The 15,005-nt window shown below is 51.7% G+C and carries 16 protein-coding genes; all 16 read left to right on the forward strand.

Annotation, left to right across the window (positions count from 1 at the left end):
- The first annotated feature begins 3 nt into the window (after positions 1-3).
- The 16 genes from JJE36_04260 to JJE36_04335 all read left to right on the forward strand — a co-directional run bounded on the left by JJE36_04260 (position 4) and on the right by JJE36_04335 (position 15,004).
- Positions 4-1,290 carry a GGDEF domain-containing protein gene (locus JJE36_04260; protein ID MBK5211509.1) on the forward strand — a complete coding sequence of 429 codons (1,287 nt, stop codon included), beginning with the start codon at positions 4-6 and terminating at the stop codon, positions 1,288-1,290.
- Entirely contained in the window at positions 1,283-1,978 is a 696-nt protein-coding gene (locus JJE36_04265) for a DUF1461 domain-containing protein (protein ID MBK5211510.1), read from the forward strand. Before JJE36_04260 ends, JJE36_04265 begins: the two co-directional genes overlap by 8 nt.
- A 488-nt stretch (positions 1,979-2,466) precedes the next feature.
- The gene (locus JJE36_04270) at positions 2,467-3,108 is read left to right on the forward strand and encodes a TrkA family potassium uptake protein (protein ID MBK5211511.1); all 642 of its coding nucleotides are present in this window, start codon (positions 2,467-2,469) and stop codon (positions 3,106-3,108) included.
- A gap of 3 nt (positions 3,109-3,111) precedes the next feature.
- On the forward strand, positions 3,112-3,792 hold the full coding sequence (locus tag JJE36_04275; protein ID MBK5211512.1) for a TrkA family potassium uptake protein: 681 nt from the start codon (positions 3,112-3,114) through the stop codon (positions 3,790-3,792).
- Positions 3,793-3,795: 3 nt separating this feature from the next.
- Positions 3,796-3,999, forward strand: a complete 204-nt coding sequence (locus JJE36_04280) for a hypothetical protein (GenBank protein MBK5211513.1) — start codon at positions 3,796-3,798, stop codon at positions 3,997-3,999.
- Positions 4,000-4,101: 102 nt separating this feature from the next.
- Entirely contained in the window at positions 4,102-5,523 is a 1,422-nt protein-coding gene (locus JJE36_04285; GenBank protein ID MBK5211514.1) for a TrkH family potassium uptake protein, read from the forward strand.
- Positions 5,524-6,165, forward strand: a complete 642-nt coding sequence (locus JJE36_04290; GenBank protein ID MBK5211515.1) for a hypothetical protein — start codon at positions 5,524-5,526, stop codon at positions 6,163-6,165. It abuts the gene before it with no gap.
- 103 nt (positions 6,166-6,268) lie between these two features.
- On the forward strand, positions 6,269-7,324 hold the full coding sequence (locus JJE36_04295; protein MBK5211516.1) for a peptidoglycan DD-metalloendopeptidase family protein: 1,056 nt from the start codon (positions 6,269-6,271) through the stop codon (positions 7,322-7,324).
- A gap of 79 nt (positions 7,325-7,403) precedes the next feature.
- Positions 7,404-7,697 carry a 30S ribosomal protein S6 gene (locus tag JJE36_04300; GenBank protein ID MBK5211517.1) on the forward strand — a complete coding sequence of 98 codons (294 nt, stop codon included), beginning with the start codon at positions 7,404-7,406 and terminating at the stop codon, positions 7,695-7,697.
- Positions 7,698-7,763: 66 nt separating this feature from the next.
- Positions 7,764-8,183, forward strand: coding sequence for a single-stranded DNA-binding protein (gene ssb / locus JJE36_04305; protein ID MBK5211518.1), 420 nt, complete (start codon positions 7,764-7,766; stop codon positions 8,181-8,183).
- Between the two features lie 66 nt (positions 8,184-8,249).
- Positions 8,250-8,513: a 30S ribosomal protein S18 gene (locus JJE36_04310; protein ID MBK5211519.1), complete on the forward strand. Its 264-nt coding sequence runs from the start codon at positions 8,250-8,252 to the stop codon at positions 8,511-8,513.
- Between the two features lie 24 nt (positions 8,514-8,537).
- Complete coding sequence (locus tag JJE36_04315) at positions 8,538-9,137, forward strand: 50S ribosomal protein L9 (protein MBK5211520.1); 600 nt, start codon at positions 8,538-8,540, stop codon at positions 9,135-9,137.
- 220 nt (positions 9,138-9,357) lie between these two features.
- On the forward strand, positions 9,358-10,746 hold the full coding sequence (gene dnaB, locus JJE36_04320; GenBank protein MBK5211521.1) for a replicative DNA helicase: 1,389 nt from the start codon (positions 9,358-9,360) through the stop codon (positions 10,744-10,746).
- An 81-nt stretch (positions 10,747-10,827) separates the two neighbouring features.
- Entirely contained in the window at positions 10,828-12,117 is a 1,290-nt protein-coding gene (locus tag JJE36_04325; protein ID MBK5211522.1) for an adenylosuccinate synthase, read from the forward strand.
- A gap of 277 nt (positions 12,118-12,394) precedes the next feature.
- Positions 12,395-13,687: a phosphoribosylamine--glycine ligase gene (gene purD, locus JJE36_04330; GenBank protein ID MBK5211523.1), complete on the forward strand. Its 1,293-nt coding sequence runs from the start codon at positions 12,395-12,397 to the stop codon at positions 13,685-13,687.
- Positions 13,688-15,004, forward strand: coding sequence for a coproporphyrinogen III oxidase family protein (locus tag JJE36_04335; protein MBK5211524.1), 1,317 nt, complete (start codon positions 13,688-13,690; stop codon positions 15,002-15,004).
- Position 15,005 lies beyond the last annotated feature (1 nt).

The raw sequence follows: 15,005 nt of genomic DNA on the forward strand, positions 1-15,005 counted from the left end.
GCAGTGCTATCGAACATAAAAGATACGTTCCAACGCAAGATCACCCTTGCGCCCAAGGAGCACCAAACACAAGATGAGATAAGCGCGCTTCGCGACAACATCGATCGCGTCGGTTTCATCATCAACGTTCGGTGGATGCTCGTGTTGGTTTTGGTGGTGTATTCGATAATCGGGTTCATCATTCTTTTGGGGAAAAATGATTTTTCGACATTGGTCGGGTACATGGCCATTCCGGCCAATGCCCTCATCTTTGTGTGCATCTATAACTTTTTCTTCATGCGATATAAAGATGTACTGGCAAACATCGCCGCCGCGAACATCATCCAGCTCGTGCTCGACTCCTTGGTGGTAACGCTTCTCGTGTATTTTTCCGGGGGCATCGAATCGTGGTTTTGGGTCATATACCTGCTCTTCCTTTTCGAACTCGCTGCGATTGCACCGCGAAAAACCGATGCATGGTGGCTGGCGCTGGGGCTTATCGTTTTGCTCGGATGTATCGAATGGGGCAATTTCTTCGGCATCCTACCTCATGTGTCAATCCCGCTGAGCAGCGGGCACAGCTGGCAAGTGGTCGACTATGTGCTCCTCCGCTATTTGTGGCAGGTGACGGTGCTGATCGGTACCGCGCTCGTCGCCACGCGACTTCTCACGCCGTTTCGCAATAAACTCGCAAAGTCTCGCAATATCGCCATACTCGATGAGCTCACGGGGTTGTTTTCGCGGGAGTACTTCAAGCGCGCTCTCGAAATGGAATCGGTTCGCGCCCTCCACGATCAGCGCGCGGTGTTCGTCGCTCTCATAGACATCGATAATTTTTCTCGAGTCAACAAGATATTCGGAATCGGCACCGGCGATGCGATACTGGGAAAAATCGCCCGGGCTATCCAGTCTGATGTCGGAAAATTTGCAAAGATTGCAGTGACACCGAATCTCGTCGCGCGCATCAGCGGTGAAGAATTCGCGATTTTCTTTAATGAAAATGCGCATGCCCATGACGGTCAGCCCACGGTCGAGGACGTCGGCTTGTTGCTCAGAACCGTTTTGCAAAGTATCGCCGAGATCGATTACGAGGGGATCTCGGTCACGGCATCGATCGGATTCGCGGGATTGCCCCAAGATGCCCTCGAGTCGGGCGTACTTCTCGAGCGTGCAGACGAGGCGCTCGTTTCAGCGATATCGCAAGGAGGAAACACTGTGGTCGCTTTTTCCGACTGCGTCGACGAGGATGTTCCCTTCATCGGCTTAGGCGATGAGCCGCTCGAAACCATTTCGCGCTATCTCGATGAGTAAGCTCTATGCGCTCCTGTTGCTGATTTGCGCACTCGGTCTCGGTTTTTTATGTGCCGTGAGTGCACCTGCCGTCAGATGGAGCATCGACGAATCGCACCCCTATGCCGATGAGGTTTCGACTTCGACCGCGCTTGAAGACATCACGCCTCTTTATAATGACGCCCAACTTGTGCAGTATCGGGCCACCGCCGAGCAGACGCGCCGATTCGTGCTCGGTAGCCATGCCGTTGCACTCCCTCGCGATAAGACCGGTCTCAGTGGCTATGATGCGGCATCTGTGGGCCACTTAGAGGATGTCGAAAAGGTGATGGTCGGCTGGATGGGCGTCGTGGCGTTTTCACTTGTGATATCGCTTGTCGTTTTGGCACTCTGCATCATAAGGAAAAAGCAAGCCGTCGTATTTGGTGCATGCCTTTTGGCGGGCGTCGGCGTCGCTATTATAATCGGGATGAGTGCGGTAGCCGGGTTCTTCGACTTTTCGGCATTGTTCGAGGCGATGCATTCGGTTTTGTTTCCGCAGGGGAACTGGGCGTTTCCCGCCGAGTCTCTCCTTATCATGACCTTCCCTTTGAAATTTTGGATTCTCACCGCGGCAATCTGGGCGAGCGTTACCGCGGCAATCGGCATAATGTATGTATTCGTGGGGCTGGGATATAAAAGCGTGTTGAAAAAGTTCGATTTAGTGTAAACTAATGGTCGTCGAGTCGAGGCGTAGCCATAAAACAGGCTACCGGGCAAGATATATTATGTTGTAAGGATTGGCCCGGTTCAGGGAACAATCAGGTAAATTGAGCATTTGGAGGTGTGTGCACATGGCAGAAGCATATTGCGTAAAGTGCAAGGCGAAAAAGGAGATGCAGAATCCTCAGGAGACAACCATGAAGAATGGTCGTCCGATGGCGAAGGGTACTTGTCCGACCTGCGGTACCACGATCTGCAAGATTCTCCCTTCAAAGAAATAGTTTAAAATGACACAGTGCAACCTTCGGGTTGCATCCTTAATGCCACCTCACGGGTGGCATTTTGATTTTTTGAGCGAAATTTGCAGGTATTCACCATCGGCAAATATTTATTTTGATTTTCCTCAGGTAAAGGTCTATCATTCTGTGGCTTGTGATTTTCTTGTGATTTCGACCGAAATACCGTTGCATGTCTTTTATGTCGTAGAGGAGCACTATGAACATCATCGTAGTCGGTTGCGGGCGAGTCGGCGCGCAGCTTGCGACCATGCTTTCCGAGCAGGGCAACAACGTCACCGTCATCGATAAAAACGAGGATGCTTTTTCGCAACTGGGAGGAACCTTTAATGGCGTGACGATAAAGGGATTGGGCTTCGATGAAGACATCTTGCTTACCGCTGGCATTGAAGATTGCGACTATTTTTGTGCGGTGACGGATTTAGATAACACCAACGTAATGGCAACTCAGGTCGCCACCTACATTTTCGGTGTGGAAAATGTCGTAACCAGACTCTATAATCCCGAGCGCACTGCCACTTACGAGCGGCTCGAGCTCGATTACGTTTGCGGTACGAATCTCGTCGCCGAAGCGATCTTTGACAAAGTGGTATCTTCCAAGGAGACCCATATCAAAAGTTTCGGGGATGTCGAGATCTTCGTGTTCAAAGTAGCCGATCGCTTCATCGGTACATTGGTTCGGTCAATCGAGGTCGAGGGCAAGGTGCTTCCATCGGTTGTGCGACGCGGCAATCATACGTTCATTCCGACGCACGAAAGTACGCTTGAAAAAGGAGATATTCTCCGTGTGGCGGTTTCTGCGGATTCCGTGCGTAAACTCAAGAAATATATGGAGGATTAAGCGATGTATATCGTCTTGAACGGTGGAGGAAAAGTAGCCTTGGCCCTTGCCAATACACTTATTGATAAAAAACATACGGTGGCCATTGTCGAAAAGCGACCCGAGGTGGCCGAGCGACTCGCCAACGAACTTTGCGACAAAGGGTGCATCGTAATACTCGGTGACGGTTGCGATGCTCGCGTTCTCGATGAGGCGGGAGTGGCTCGTGCCGATATTTTCGTCGCAGTGACCGGAGAAGATGACGACAACTTGGTCTCATGTCAACTGGCTCGTCTTTCCTTCGATGTGCCTCGGGCGATCTCGCGTGTGAACAGTCCGAAAAACCAACAGATTTTCGCCAAACTCGGCATAGAGGCGATATCTTCCACGATGGTTATCAGCAACCTCATCGAAGAGGAAGCGACAATCGGAGATTTACACACTCTGCGCACGTTGCGTCAAGGGAACCTCGCGCTTGTGGAAATCGAACTTTCATCCGATGAAGGAATATGTCGCGTAAGCAATAAGCGAGTCGGCCAAATCAAACTTCCGGCGAACGTCAAACTCGTCGCCGTCGTGCATAGCGAATCCGACGATGTCGATATCGTCACTCCTGAAACAGTTCTTTCTTGCGGTGATATCGTAATCGCAATTGCCGATCCGAAGCAAGAAATCGCTCTCGCTCGAGTGTTGCGAGGCGAATAGGCTATGACTCCCGACACCGACAAAAAGCGGACACGAGAAGAAGTGGTGAACACCCAAGCGCGCAAGCACGTCGGCTTTCCGGCGCTGACGGCGCGTGAAAATTGGGAACACTATTTTGCGGGGATGGCCACCGAAGCCTTGTACGTGTTGTTGTTGTTCGCAGCAGGTATTTTGATGGCTGTAATCGCGTTTGCGCTATATCGGTAACGAGCGGATGAGAGTATACCAGTGATCTTACGACCTGCGCGAAGCAGTTACCGAGTAATCGGAAAATATAGCGGCAAAATTATCACAGGGGTCGGCCTCCTGATGATTATTCCCATGGTCACCGCGTTGGTGATGCGAGAGTATAGCGCATTTTTCGACTTCGTCATAGGTTGCGCCCTCAGCATGGTCATCGGCCTCGGCGCGCAAGCACTCTTTCGTACCGATAAGGACCTGAACTGGGGCGAGGGACTCGTTGTTTCGGCGGGGTCGTGGATTTGGGCGGTCATGCTGGCCGCAGTGCCGTACTGGTTGTCGGGGCACTACAAGAGTTTCTTGGATGCTTGTTTCGATACGATGAGCGGTTTTACCACGACGGGGCTTCTGCTCGTGCAAGATCTCGATCATGTGAGTTATGCGCTGAACATGTGGCGGCATCTCATCACGTACGCCGGGGGTCAAGGAATCGTCGTCATCGCATTGACATTCTTGTTCAAGGGCACCGCGGGCGCGTATAAAATGTATGTCGGCGAAGGTAAAGATGAACGGCTCCTCCCCAACGTCATTCAAACGGCTCGTGCGATATGGCTTGTTTCAATCGTCTACCTCGGCGTCGGAACACTTGTGCTTTCCCTCGTGAATATGTTTTTGGGGATTGCACCGGTTCGGGCATTTTTCATGGCAATGTGGGCGTTCATGGGCGAGTGGTCGACCGGCGGCTTCGCCGCGATGTCGTACAACACTTTCTACTATCATTCGCTCATTCAGGAAGTGGTTACCATAGTCATCATGGTCGCCGGTTCGATGAACTTCGCTTTGCACTGGGCGATATGGACCGGGAAGCGTAAGGAAATATATAAGAATATTGAAATTCAGAGCTTTACCACGGGGATAATCGTATTTTCCGTCCTTGCAATGGTCGGACTTATGCGCGCGGGAGTCTATCCGAATGCAATGGCATTGGCTCGAAAAACGCTGTATACGATTATTTCGGGTGCTACGACAACCGGTGTATCAATTGTGTATGCGCGTGCATTTGTCACACAGTGGGGGCCGATAGGTCTTGTGGCAATCACGCTTGCCATGATGATCGGCGCCTCGGCGTGCTCTACGGGCGGAGGAATCAAAGGCATTCGAGTCGGCATAATGTTCAAATCTTTCGTGCAGGACGTCAAGCAGACGGTTATGCCGGAAAATGCGATTATGCGTACGAAATATCATCACATCAAGGATAGCAATCTTACCGATGAGCTTATCAAAGGGACCAGTACGATTGTTTTGATGTTTCTCGTCACCTATCTATTCGCGGCGGTACTCGGTCTTTTGTGCGGCTATGATTTCTTACAAGCGTTGTTCGAAGGGGTGTCGGCTGTCTCGAACACCGGTTTGAGTTGCGGGATCACTTCTCCGTCGATGCCCGAGGTCATGAAAGTCGGCTACATCGTCTTCATGTGGGTCGGACGTTTGGAATTCGTCAGTGTCTTTGCGGTGGGAGCTCATCTCATCGCTGTATTCAAAGGAAAATAAATGCGTTGGACTAAGGCGAGAAAAAGAGTTGTTCTAGAGATTGCCATCGTTTTTATGGTTGTCGCCGCAATTCTATTGGTATTCTTTATCGTGAGAAAACCCGGTGTCGCCGGATCGGGATGGATAAATCCGAACAAATATTCCAGCTCGGCACTCATTGAGACCCCTAAAAAATTCAATGGTAAGGTGATTGAATTCACCGGCGAGGCCGTCGGGGAACGTATGGTGCGCAACGCCGGGCAGGGTATGAAGGGCGCTTGGATTCATCTCAACGATGATGCTTATATGACCCGTGGGGTTGAAGCCGGCGGAGGTTTCAACGGCTACAATTCGGGAATGGCGATATGGGTCGAACCCGCCTCGCTTACAAAGGCGATCGAACACTACGGACGCTACAAACAAAATGGTGATATCGTTCGAATCACCGGAACGTTTAACGCGGCATGTGCCGAACACGGTGGCGATATGGACATACATGCGACCAAGATTGAAATCGTGCAAAGCGGGAAGACGATAACGCATAAAGTGTATGCATGGAAACTCATCAGTGCGATTTTCTTGGTGATGCTCGCTTTGGCGATGTTGGCCATTAACAGGCGTCGTTTCTTAAAAGAACAACTCGCGGTGTTCATGAACCGTTAGTGCTCATCATTTCGTAACACATATTTAATACCTTTTTTAAAGACGGCTAATGCGCTCACGATATTGTGGGTGCATCTTCTTTAAAGTGTGGAGGTAGTTTCAAATGTTCAAACCGACTATGCAGGCATTCAGGACAAAAATTTTCTCAGAGCGAACAGGGCTGTCGTATCGCCGTCTCATCGTCTATACGATTTTCGTGTCGGTGTTTTTCGCTGCAATATCGACAGGTCCGTTCGCCTCCGCGGCATACGGAGCATACGGGGCTCGATCATTGACGATTGTTCGGGAGTTCGGCGCTCTTTACGGTGTCGAGAACAAACAACATTCGGGCATGGATGTCAGGACCGAGGTCGGGGAGACGATTCTTTCTCCCGTGCCGGGAGTCGTGTCTTTCGTCGGGCGGGTGCCGGGGTCGGTGGCCGGGCTCGGCATCGTGGCAGTTACCGTCAAAACGCAAGAGGGACATCTCGTCACTTTGAGTCCTCTTGCCGGTACCGGAGTCGAGGCCGGCGATGTGTTGTCGAAAGGCGATACCGTCGGCGTGGTGGCGGCGGCCGGCGATCCTTCATCTTCGAGTACCCATGTGCATATCAGCATGCGCGTGGCAGGCAAGTATGTCGATCCTGCGAGTCTCGTCTCGGCGGTTTTGTCCCGTGAAACGGTGAAAAGTGCCTCCGACGACGAAGCGCCGGCGCAGGTGAAAGTCACGGAGAGCGCGAGCGCAGTTGCACCAGCGTTCGGCCATGTCGAGGCGGCCGCTGCCGGTGTGCCGCAAGTTAAGTCAAACGGTACGGTACCATCGACGGAATCGCAAGTCGAACTGAGCGCGCATATGTCAAGCGATGCTCTGTCGAGTGTTATGGATTCTCACGGAGAAGTGTCCGTGGCGCACGCTATACTCCTCGAAGAGGAAAAGGCCGGCGTCACAGCATCTGCGCTTCTCGGTGCAGCAGGGCCGAAAAGTGTCGATTCGGTAAAGGTGATACGTGTTCACGATGGCATCATGGTTCCATCGCTGTCCACCGGGCAGCTGGCGGTTTGTATTTTTCTCATCGGTCTCTCTCTGACCTTCGCGGGGGTTCGGGTCGTTAAAGTGATTGACGAAAAGTTCGATCTCATCGGTAAGTTTGAGCGCCTTGCAGTACGGGCTCACCGATGATACAATTGTCGGACTCACATCCTGCTTTGGGTATTGCCTTCACGGTCCCAAAGCCATTTTGCCCAGGGGAGGTGATAAAGTGAAGGCCTATGAATTATTGCTTATGCTCAAACCTAACCTCGACGACGAGGCGCGTGCCGCTTTTAATGAGCGTGCACAGGCGCTGGTAGTTGCAAACGGTGGAGTTTTGGATAATGCCGACGATTGGGGCAAGCGCAAGCTTGCTTATGAAATCGACAAATTCACCGATGCGTACTACACATTGGTCGAGTTCCACAACGAACCAACCGAGATTGCCGAGATAGACCGCGTACTGCGAATTTCTGACGCAGTAGTTCGTTTCATGATCGTGCGTCGTGACGACAAGAAATAGAAGAACAAGTCAAAGGTCAGCATGGAAAGTAATCCATGCATATCGGTAGTTAGGTGGTTGTTGAATATGAGTATCAATAAAGTGGTAGTCAGCGGAAATCTTACCCGCGATCCCGAACTGCGCATGGCGGGCACCACGCCTGTTTTGCAGATGGGGATTGCAGTAAACGATCGCAAAAAGAACAATGAGACCGGAACTTGGGAAGATGTTCCCAATTTCTTCGACGTCGTTGTTTGGGGCGCTCGCGGTGAGTCGCTTTCTCGTTTTCTCACAAAAGGAACCAAAATAGTTGTTTCCGGACGTTTGCGCTGGAGTTCATGGCAGACGAAAGAGGGCGATAAGCGCAGCAAAGTCGAGATTGTCGCAGACGATGTCGAGTTTATGACTCCGCGTAATGCAGATTCCGACGGCGGAAGCGCACGTTATAGCGCACCGGCATCGCCTGCACCGAGCGCAGATGTTCTCTCACAAGATATTCCATTTTAGTTAACCATCACATCATCTTCACAGGTGATGCCACCCCCGCTTAGTTAGCGAAAAGGAGGTCAAGACATGTCAGCAGCAGAGTTTAACCGTAAACCACGTCGTAAGTATTGTCAGTTCTGCAAAGATCACACTGAGTACATCGACTACAAAGACACGCAGATGCTTCGCAAATTCATGACGGATCGTGGCAAAATCAAGCCACGTCGCGTTACCGGTACTTGCACGCAACATCAGCATGAGCTTGCTATGGCAATTAAGCGCTCGCGTGAAATGGCGCTTGTTCCCTACACTGTATCTGTAATCAGCGGCCGCGTCGGTCGCGGTAGATAATCCGCCAAAGAAGGAGAAAGAGCAATGAAGGTCATTTTGACACAAGAGCTCAAGGGCCGCGGAGGCGAGGGTGACGTCATTGATGTCGCTCGCGGATTCGCAGTTAACTATCTGCTTCCTCGCGGGATTGCTATTTCGGCAACTCCAGGTAACATGAAGCAGCTTGAGCACCGTATGCACAATATTACGAAGCGTGAAACCGGACGTTTAACCGGTGCGAGTTCCTATGCATCGAATCTCGACGGTAAGACCGTTGTAATCGCGGCAAAAGTCGGAGATGAAGGACGCTTGTTCGGTTCGATAACCGCTCAGATGATTGCAGCTGCAATCGCCGAGCAATTCGGAGTCGAAGTCGATCGTCGAAAAATCGAAACCCACGGGCATATTAAGGAACTCGGTGATCATGATGCCGAGATTTCGGTATATCGTGACATCAAGGCCCAAATCGTCGTGAGCGTCGTATCCGAGGCGGCCGTAAAAGTCGCCGAAGTCGCTGCCGATGAGGCCATCGCCGAGGCGGTTGTCGAAGGTGCAAGCGACGTTGCCGTCGAAGTCGAAGTAACCGTAGATGAAACCACGAATGAGGTTGTCGAAGTCGAGACAGTCGTCGTCGAGGAGAACTAGGGTACTTCAGTTTCATTTGATTTCGCTTTGAAAAGAGCGCACCGTCGGGTGCGCTCTTTTTCATGTCGGTGGGAGATAAGAATTTCGAACAATTGTGGATACTGTGGAAAACTTAGGTACCTGCAGGTTTGTCGGCACGCTGCCTGTGTACAACTTTTATAGGGTTCATTCTCTTTCAAGTACTATGTAATGTGATAAGTTTCATCGTGTAGGGAGCATTATGCCGGAAAATAATAGGAAGACATTCGGAGGGCGTATTCCTCCGCATAATATCGAGGCCGAGCAGGCATTGCTCGGGGCCATGTTGCTTTCGTCGGAGATTCAAACTGAAGTTTCCGGGCTTCTGACCTCGGATGATTTTTACAGACCGGCACATAGTACGATTTTTTCCGCAATGCAGGATTTGCTTTCGAGTAACGTGAACTTCGACCATCTTTCACTGGCCGATAAGCTTGCAAGTCAAAAGAAGCTTGAAGCGATCGGCGGGCAGGTGTACTTGCTTGAACTTTTAGGCGCCACGCCGACGACCGCATTCTGGGAAACGTACGTCGAGATCATCTCGAGGTTATCCACATATCGTAAGTTAATCACCGCCGGTTCGCAGATCGTATCTCTTGCATACGATGCCCCCGACGATATTGCCGAGTCGGTCGGAACTTCGGAAAAAGCGATTTTCGATGTTACCCAGACGCGTATCAAAAATGATTTCCGGACGCTTAATTCACAACTCATGCCGGCAATGGAACGGCTTGAAGAACTGGTGGAAAATAAAGGGGCCGTCGTCGGTGTGCCGACGGGCTTCAAAGATCTCGATCGTCTCACATCGGGATTTCGCGGTGGTGATCTTGTGATAATTGCGGCACGACCGGCAGTCGGAAAAACGGCGCTTGCGCTCAACATGGCCGTCGGGGCTGCACGGGCCGGAGTCCAAGTTGCCGTGTTCTCGCTCGAAATGGGAATCGAAGATCTCACCCAACGTATTCTGTGTTCCGAAGCTCTTGTCAATCTCTCGAGTGTTCGCTCGGGGAACCTGCCCGACTCCCAGTGGGAGGGGATTGTCAGCGCGATGGATAAACTGTCGGGATTTAACATTTCCATCGATGACTCGCCGGCGCTCAATATCACGGAGCTTCGCGCCAAGGCGCGTCGCCAGTTCAAGGGTATCGACGGAAGAGAGAAAAAAGGTCTCATCGTCGTCGACTATCTGCAATTGATGCAGCCGTCGCGTCGTAACTCCGAATCTCGACAAGTCGAAATCGCAGAAATCTCCCGAGGCTTGAAAATCCTTGCGAAAGATCTCGGAGTTCCCATCATCGCTCTTTCGCAGCTTTCCCGTGCGGTCGAATCCCGTAAAGGCATGCGACCGCAACTGTCCGACCTTCGTGAATCAGGTGCCATCGAGCAAGACGCCGATATCGTCATGTTCATCGATCGCAACACCGATCCCGATCGCGAAGACCCGGATAGGACGCTTGAGAGGGGCGAAGCGCACCTAATTGTTGCCAAACATCGTAACGGTAGCACCGGAACCGTTAAATTAATCTTCAGAGATATGTATACTAAGTTCTTGTCCGCGGCGTCGAGCCATGCCGCCGGGGGCGGAGAGTGACCTACATAAGTTGAACCATCGGTGTGTCGACGGACTCGGCGCATCGGAAATTACGATGACACAACAGTGGAGGAGCCTTTAATGTCAGGAGTCGTACTCGTCGGTGCTCAGTGGGGCGATGAAGGGAAGGGCAAAATAACCGATTTGATTTCAGATCGGTTCGGTTATGTCGTTCGCTATCAAGGGGGAAACAACGCCGGTCACACGGTCGTGGTGGATGGACAGACGCTCGAACTCCATCTTGTTCCGAGCGGAATCATGTATCCCAATATCACACCGATCATAGCCAACGGCTGTGTAATCGATCCCAAGGTTCTTCTCGATGAAATGGATATGGTCGAATCGAAAGGGCTCTCTACGCGACGCCTACTCATTTCGGCCAACGCGCACCTCATCATGCCCTATCATCGCGATCTCGACGGAGCCAGCGAGCGACGTCTCGGAAAGAATGAAATAGGAACGACGCATCGGGGAATCGGACCTGCGTATCAAGACAAAGCATCCCGAATGGGTATCCGTATGCAAGATCTTTTCGATCGATCGATTTTCCGTGAAAAACTCGAGGCAGCGCTCGTTGAAAAAAATGAGATTCTCGAGAAAATCTACGGCCTCCCGACCTATACGGTCGATGAAATCGCAGAGGAATACCTTGGATATGCGGAGCGTCTCAAGCCCTTCATCACAGAGATAAGCTCTTTGCTCAACAAGGCTCTCGATAACGGGGAAGAGGTTTTGTTCGAGGGAGCGCAAGGCACTCTGCTCGATATCGATCACGGCACCTATCCGTTTGTGACGTCGTCGAACTCGACCGCGGGGGGAGCGACGACTGGTTCAGGCGTCGGGCCTACGAAAATCGATCGAGTTCTTGGCATCGCGAAAGCCTATATCACGAGAGTCGGTTCGGGACCGTTTCCGACCGAACTTTATGACGAGGACGGCGATACGCTGATTTCCGTGGGACATGAATTCGGCGTAACCACGGGACGCAAACGGCGTGCGGGATGGTACGATGCGGTTATCGTTCGTTACGCGGTCGAAGTCAACGGCTTGACGGATTTGATTTTGACGAAGCTCGATGTGCTCTCTGAGTTTGAAATGATCAAGGTCTGCGTGGCGTATGAACATCTTGGAAAAATTTACAAAACCGTTCCCGGTCATCAATCGGCGTTTCACCACGCGAAACCCGTTTACGAAGAGGTCCCCGGCTGGAAGTGCGATATCACGGGCTGTAGAACATTCGAGGAATTGCCCGAAGCCGCAAAAAATTATGTGAACTTCATTGAGGAGCTCGCTGGCGTGCCGGTATCGATGATTGCCGTCGGACCGAGTCGCGAGCAGACGATTATGCGCCATTGGCCCGATCGCCCTTAGGCGAAAGCGGGCATGCTTCTGGTGTGGACGGTTGGAATAAACAGTGGGAAAAGAGAGCCTGATCGGCTCTCTTTTTTCTGCAAAACTTGAAGATGTTTTCTTAACGAAATGGGCCTTTCGAAGAACGGCATACCGTTCACACGGAGAAAATGTTCTTCTTTTATGATTATCAAAGAGCGACGGTGGTTTTGTCCAACCTGTTCGGTACAATGAGTACGTGTTCGGTACAATGAGTAGATATTACATCACGCTCACTAGCGAAATGGGGATCCTCTCAATGAACATTTTGGTTATCGGCGCCGGCGGACGTGAGCATGCAATCGTGCGTTATCTCGCCGAATCCGAGCTCAGCACGCTCATTTATGTCGCCCCCGGTAACGGTGGGACTGCGAGTGAACCTAAGACGGTCAACGTCGAAATCGACGGGGAAAATCCCGAGCAAGTCGTCGATTTTGCGCGGGAGCATACTATCGGACTCGTGGTAATAGGCCCCGAAGCTCCCTTGGTTGCCGGTGTGGCGGATGCCGTTCGCGCTGCGGGGATTCTCGCCTTCGGACCGGGTGCCAGCGGTGCACGGCTTGAAGGAAGCAAAGCGTTTTCAAAAGATTTCATGGTTCGGCATCACATTCCTACGGCGGCCTATCATGTTTTCACTTCCCATGAGTCGGAAAAAGCGTTCGAGACTCTCGAAAAAATGGGTGCGCCCATTGTCATCAAAGCCGACGGACTCGCCGGTGGGAAAGGCGTGACCGTCGCCGAAGACATCGAGACTGCACGAAGTGCTCTCGAGGAGTGTTTCGACGGTCGTTTCGGAAAGGCCGGCGATACGGTCGTTCTCGAAGAATACCTTTCCGGGCCGGAGTGCTCGCTTCTCGCGTTCATCGAGGGCAATACGATGGTTCCTCTCGCTCCCGCACAAGATCACAAACGGGTCGGAGAGGGTGATACCGGTCCGAATACGGGAGGAATGGGCGTGTATTCGCCTCTGCCGCTACTGTATCGCGACGAGTATCTTTCGATGCTCGATATGATGCAAAGAGTCGCCGATGCGCTTGTTGCAGAAGGTATCGATTTTCGCGGGGTTCTGTATGGTGGGTTCATGCTGACCGAAGAAGGACCGAAAGTTCTCGAATTCAATGTTCGTTTCGGAGATCCGGAGACGCAGGTCCTTCTCCCTCGTTTGAAAACGGACTTGGTGGAGGTCTTGCTGGCGGTCGCCTCCGGCGATTTGGCCAGTGTGAACTTGCGCTGGGATATGCTTGAAGGGGTCAGCGTCGTCATGGCTTCGAAGGGGTATCCCGCCTCGATTGAAAAAGGATTCGAAATCACCGGAATCGACTGCGCCGAGGAAATCGAAGATGTTTCGGTTTTCCAAGCCGGTACCGCCGTGGATGCAAAAGGGCGCCTCGTTACCTCGGGCGGGCGCGTTCTCAATGTCACCGCTCTTGCGCCGAGCTTCGAAGAGGCGATCGACAAGGTTTACCGCGCCGTGAAAGAGATTACATTCGATGGGGCTTTTTACCGCAGGGATATCGGGCAAAAAGCGCTTACTCCTCGAAAGGAGCTTTAAGTGCTTGCGGAAAGACTGATTTCTGGTGTCATGCGTAAAGAAAATCAACGGTTGCTCATGTTGGAACCGGCAGATGTCATCGCGTATCCGAAGCCGGTTCCCGGACGGACCTATATGCTGTATGTGCATATTCCTTTCTGCGAAAGTTTGTGCCCGTACTGCTCGTTTAATCGATTCCCTTACAACGAGGAACGCGCAGTTCGTTATTTCAAACACTTACGCACCGAGATGAAAATCGTTTCCGAAGCCGGATACGATTTCGAATCTCTTTACATCGGTGGCGGAACTCCCACAATCAATATCGAAGAACTGGTGAAAACCATCGACATGGCCAAGGAGCTTTTTTCCATTAAAGAGGTCTCCGCCGAAACGAACCCCAACCACCTCCATCCGAAATGGATCGAGCCGTTGCAGGGGCGAATCGATCGGTTCAGCGTCGGCGTCCAAAGTTTCGATGACGGTTTGCTCAAGCAGATGGATCGTTTCAAAAAGTACGGATCGGCGGAAGAAATCGTCAAGCGCCTCAAGTCCATCGAAGGGGCTTTTCCCTCGATGAATGTCGATATGATTTTCAACTTCCCGACGCAAACCCCCGAAATGTTGGCACATGATCTCGAGATCATCAAAGAAACCGGCTGCAATCAAACGACGTTTTATCCTCTGATGGCTTCACCGGCGGTTGAAGAGTCGCTTAAGCGGACTGTCGGGAAAGTCGACTACGCCCGAGAAGCTCGGTATTATCAGATGATCACCGAGGGGCTCAGCGATAAATTCACGCCGGCAAGCGCTTGGACGTTTTCTCGAACCGGTGGCGGTATGATTGACGAATACATCGTCGATTATGAGGAATACATCGGTATCGGCTCCGGCGCGATGAGCTTTGTCAACGGAACGCTGTTCGTCAATTCATTTTCTTTGAAGATGTATGGCGAAAGGGTTGAAGAGGGCCTGCCGAGTATCATGCAAAAACGCGTGTTCACCAAGCATGATCTCATGCGCTATCGGTTCCTGATGCAACTGTTCGGACTCAGTCTCGACCGAGAGGCATTCAAGCGTGATTTCGGTGTCCCGATCGAGAAAGGTCTTGCCATCGAAATCAATTACATGCGTGCCGTCGGTGCGTTTGAAAAATATGATGAAAAAGAAATCACGCTCACATCGAAAGGGCGCTATCTGCTCGTCGCGATGATGCGTCAATTCTTCATCGGTGTGAACAACGTTCGTGACTCGGCGCGGGCCGCAATAAGCGGTGAAGAGCGCAAGCTCTTGTTCGGCGCCGGCACCCCGTATTCCGTCGATGAAGCAGGAGAGGAATAAC

The organism is Coriobacteriia bacterium, assembly GCA_016649875.1.
Lineage (GTDB): Bacteria > Actinomycetota > Coriobacteriia > WRKU01 > JAENWW01 > JAENWW01.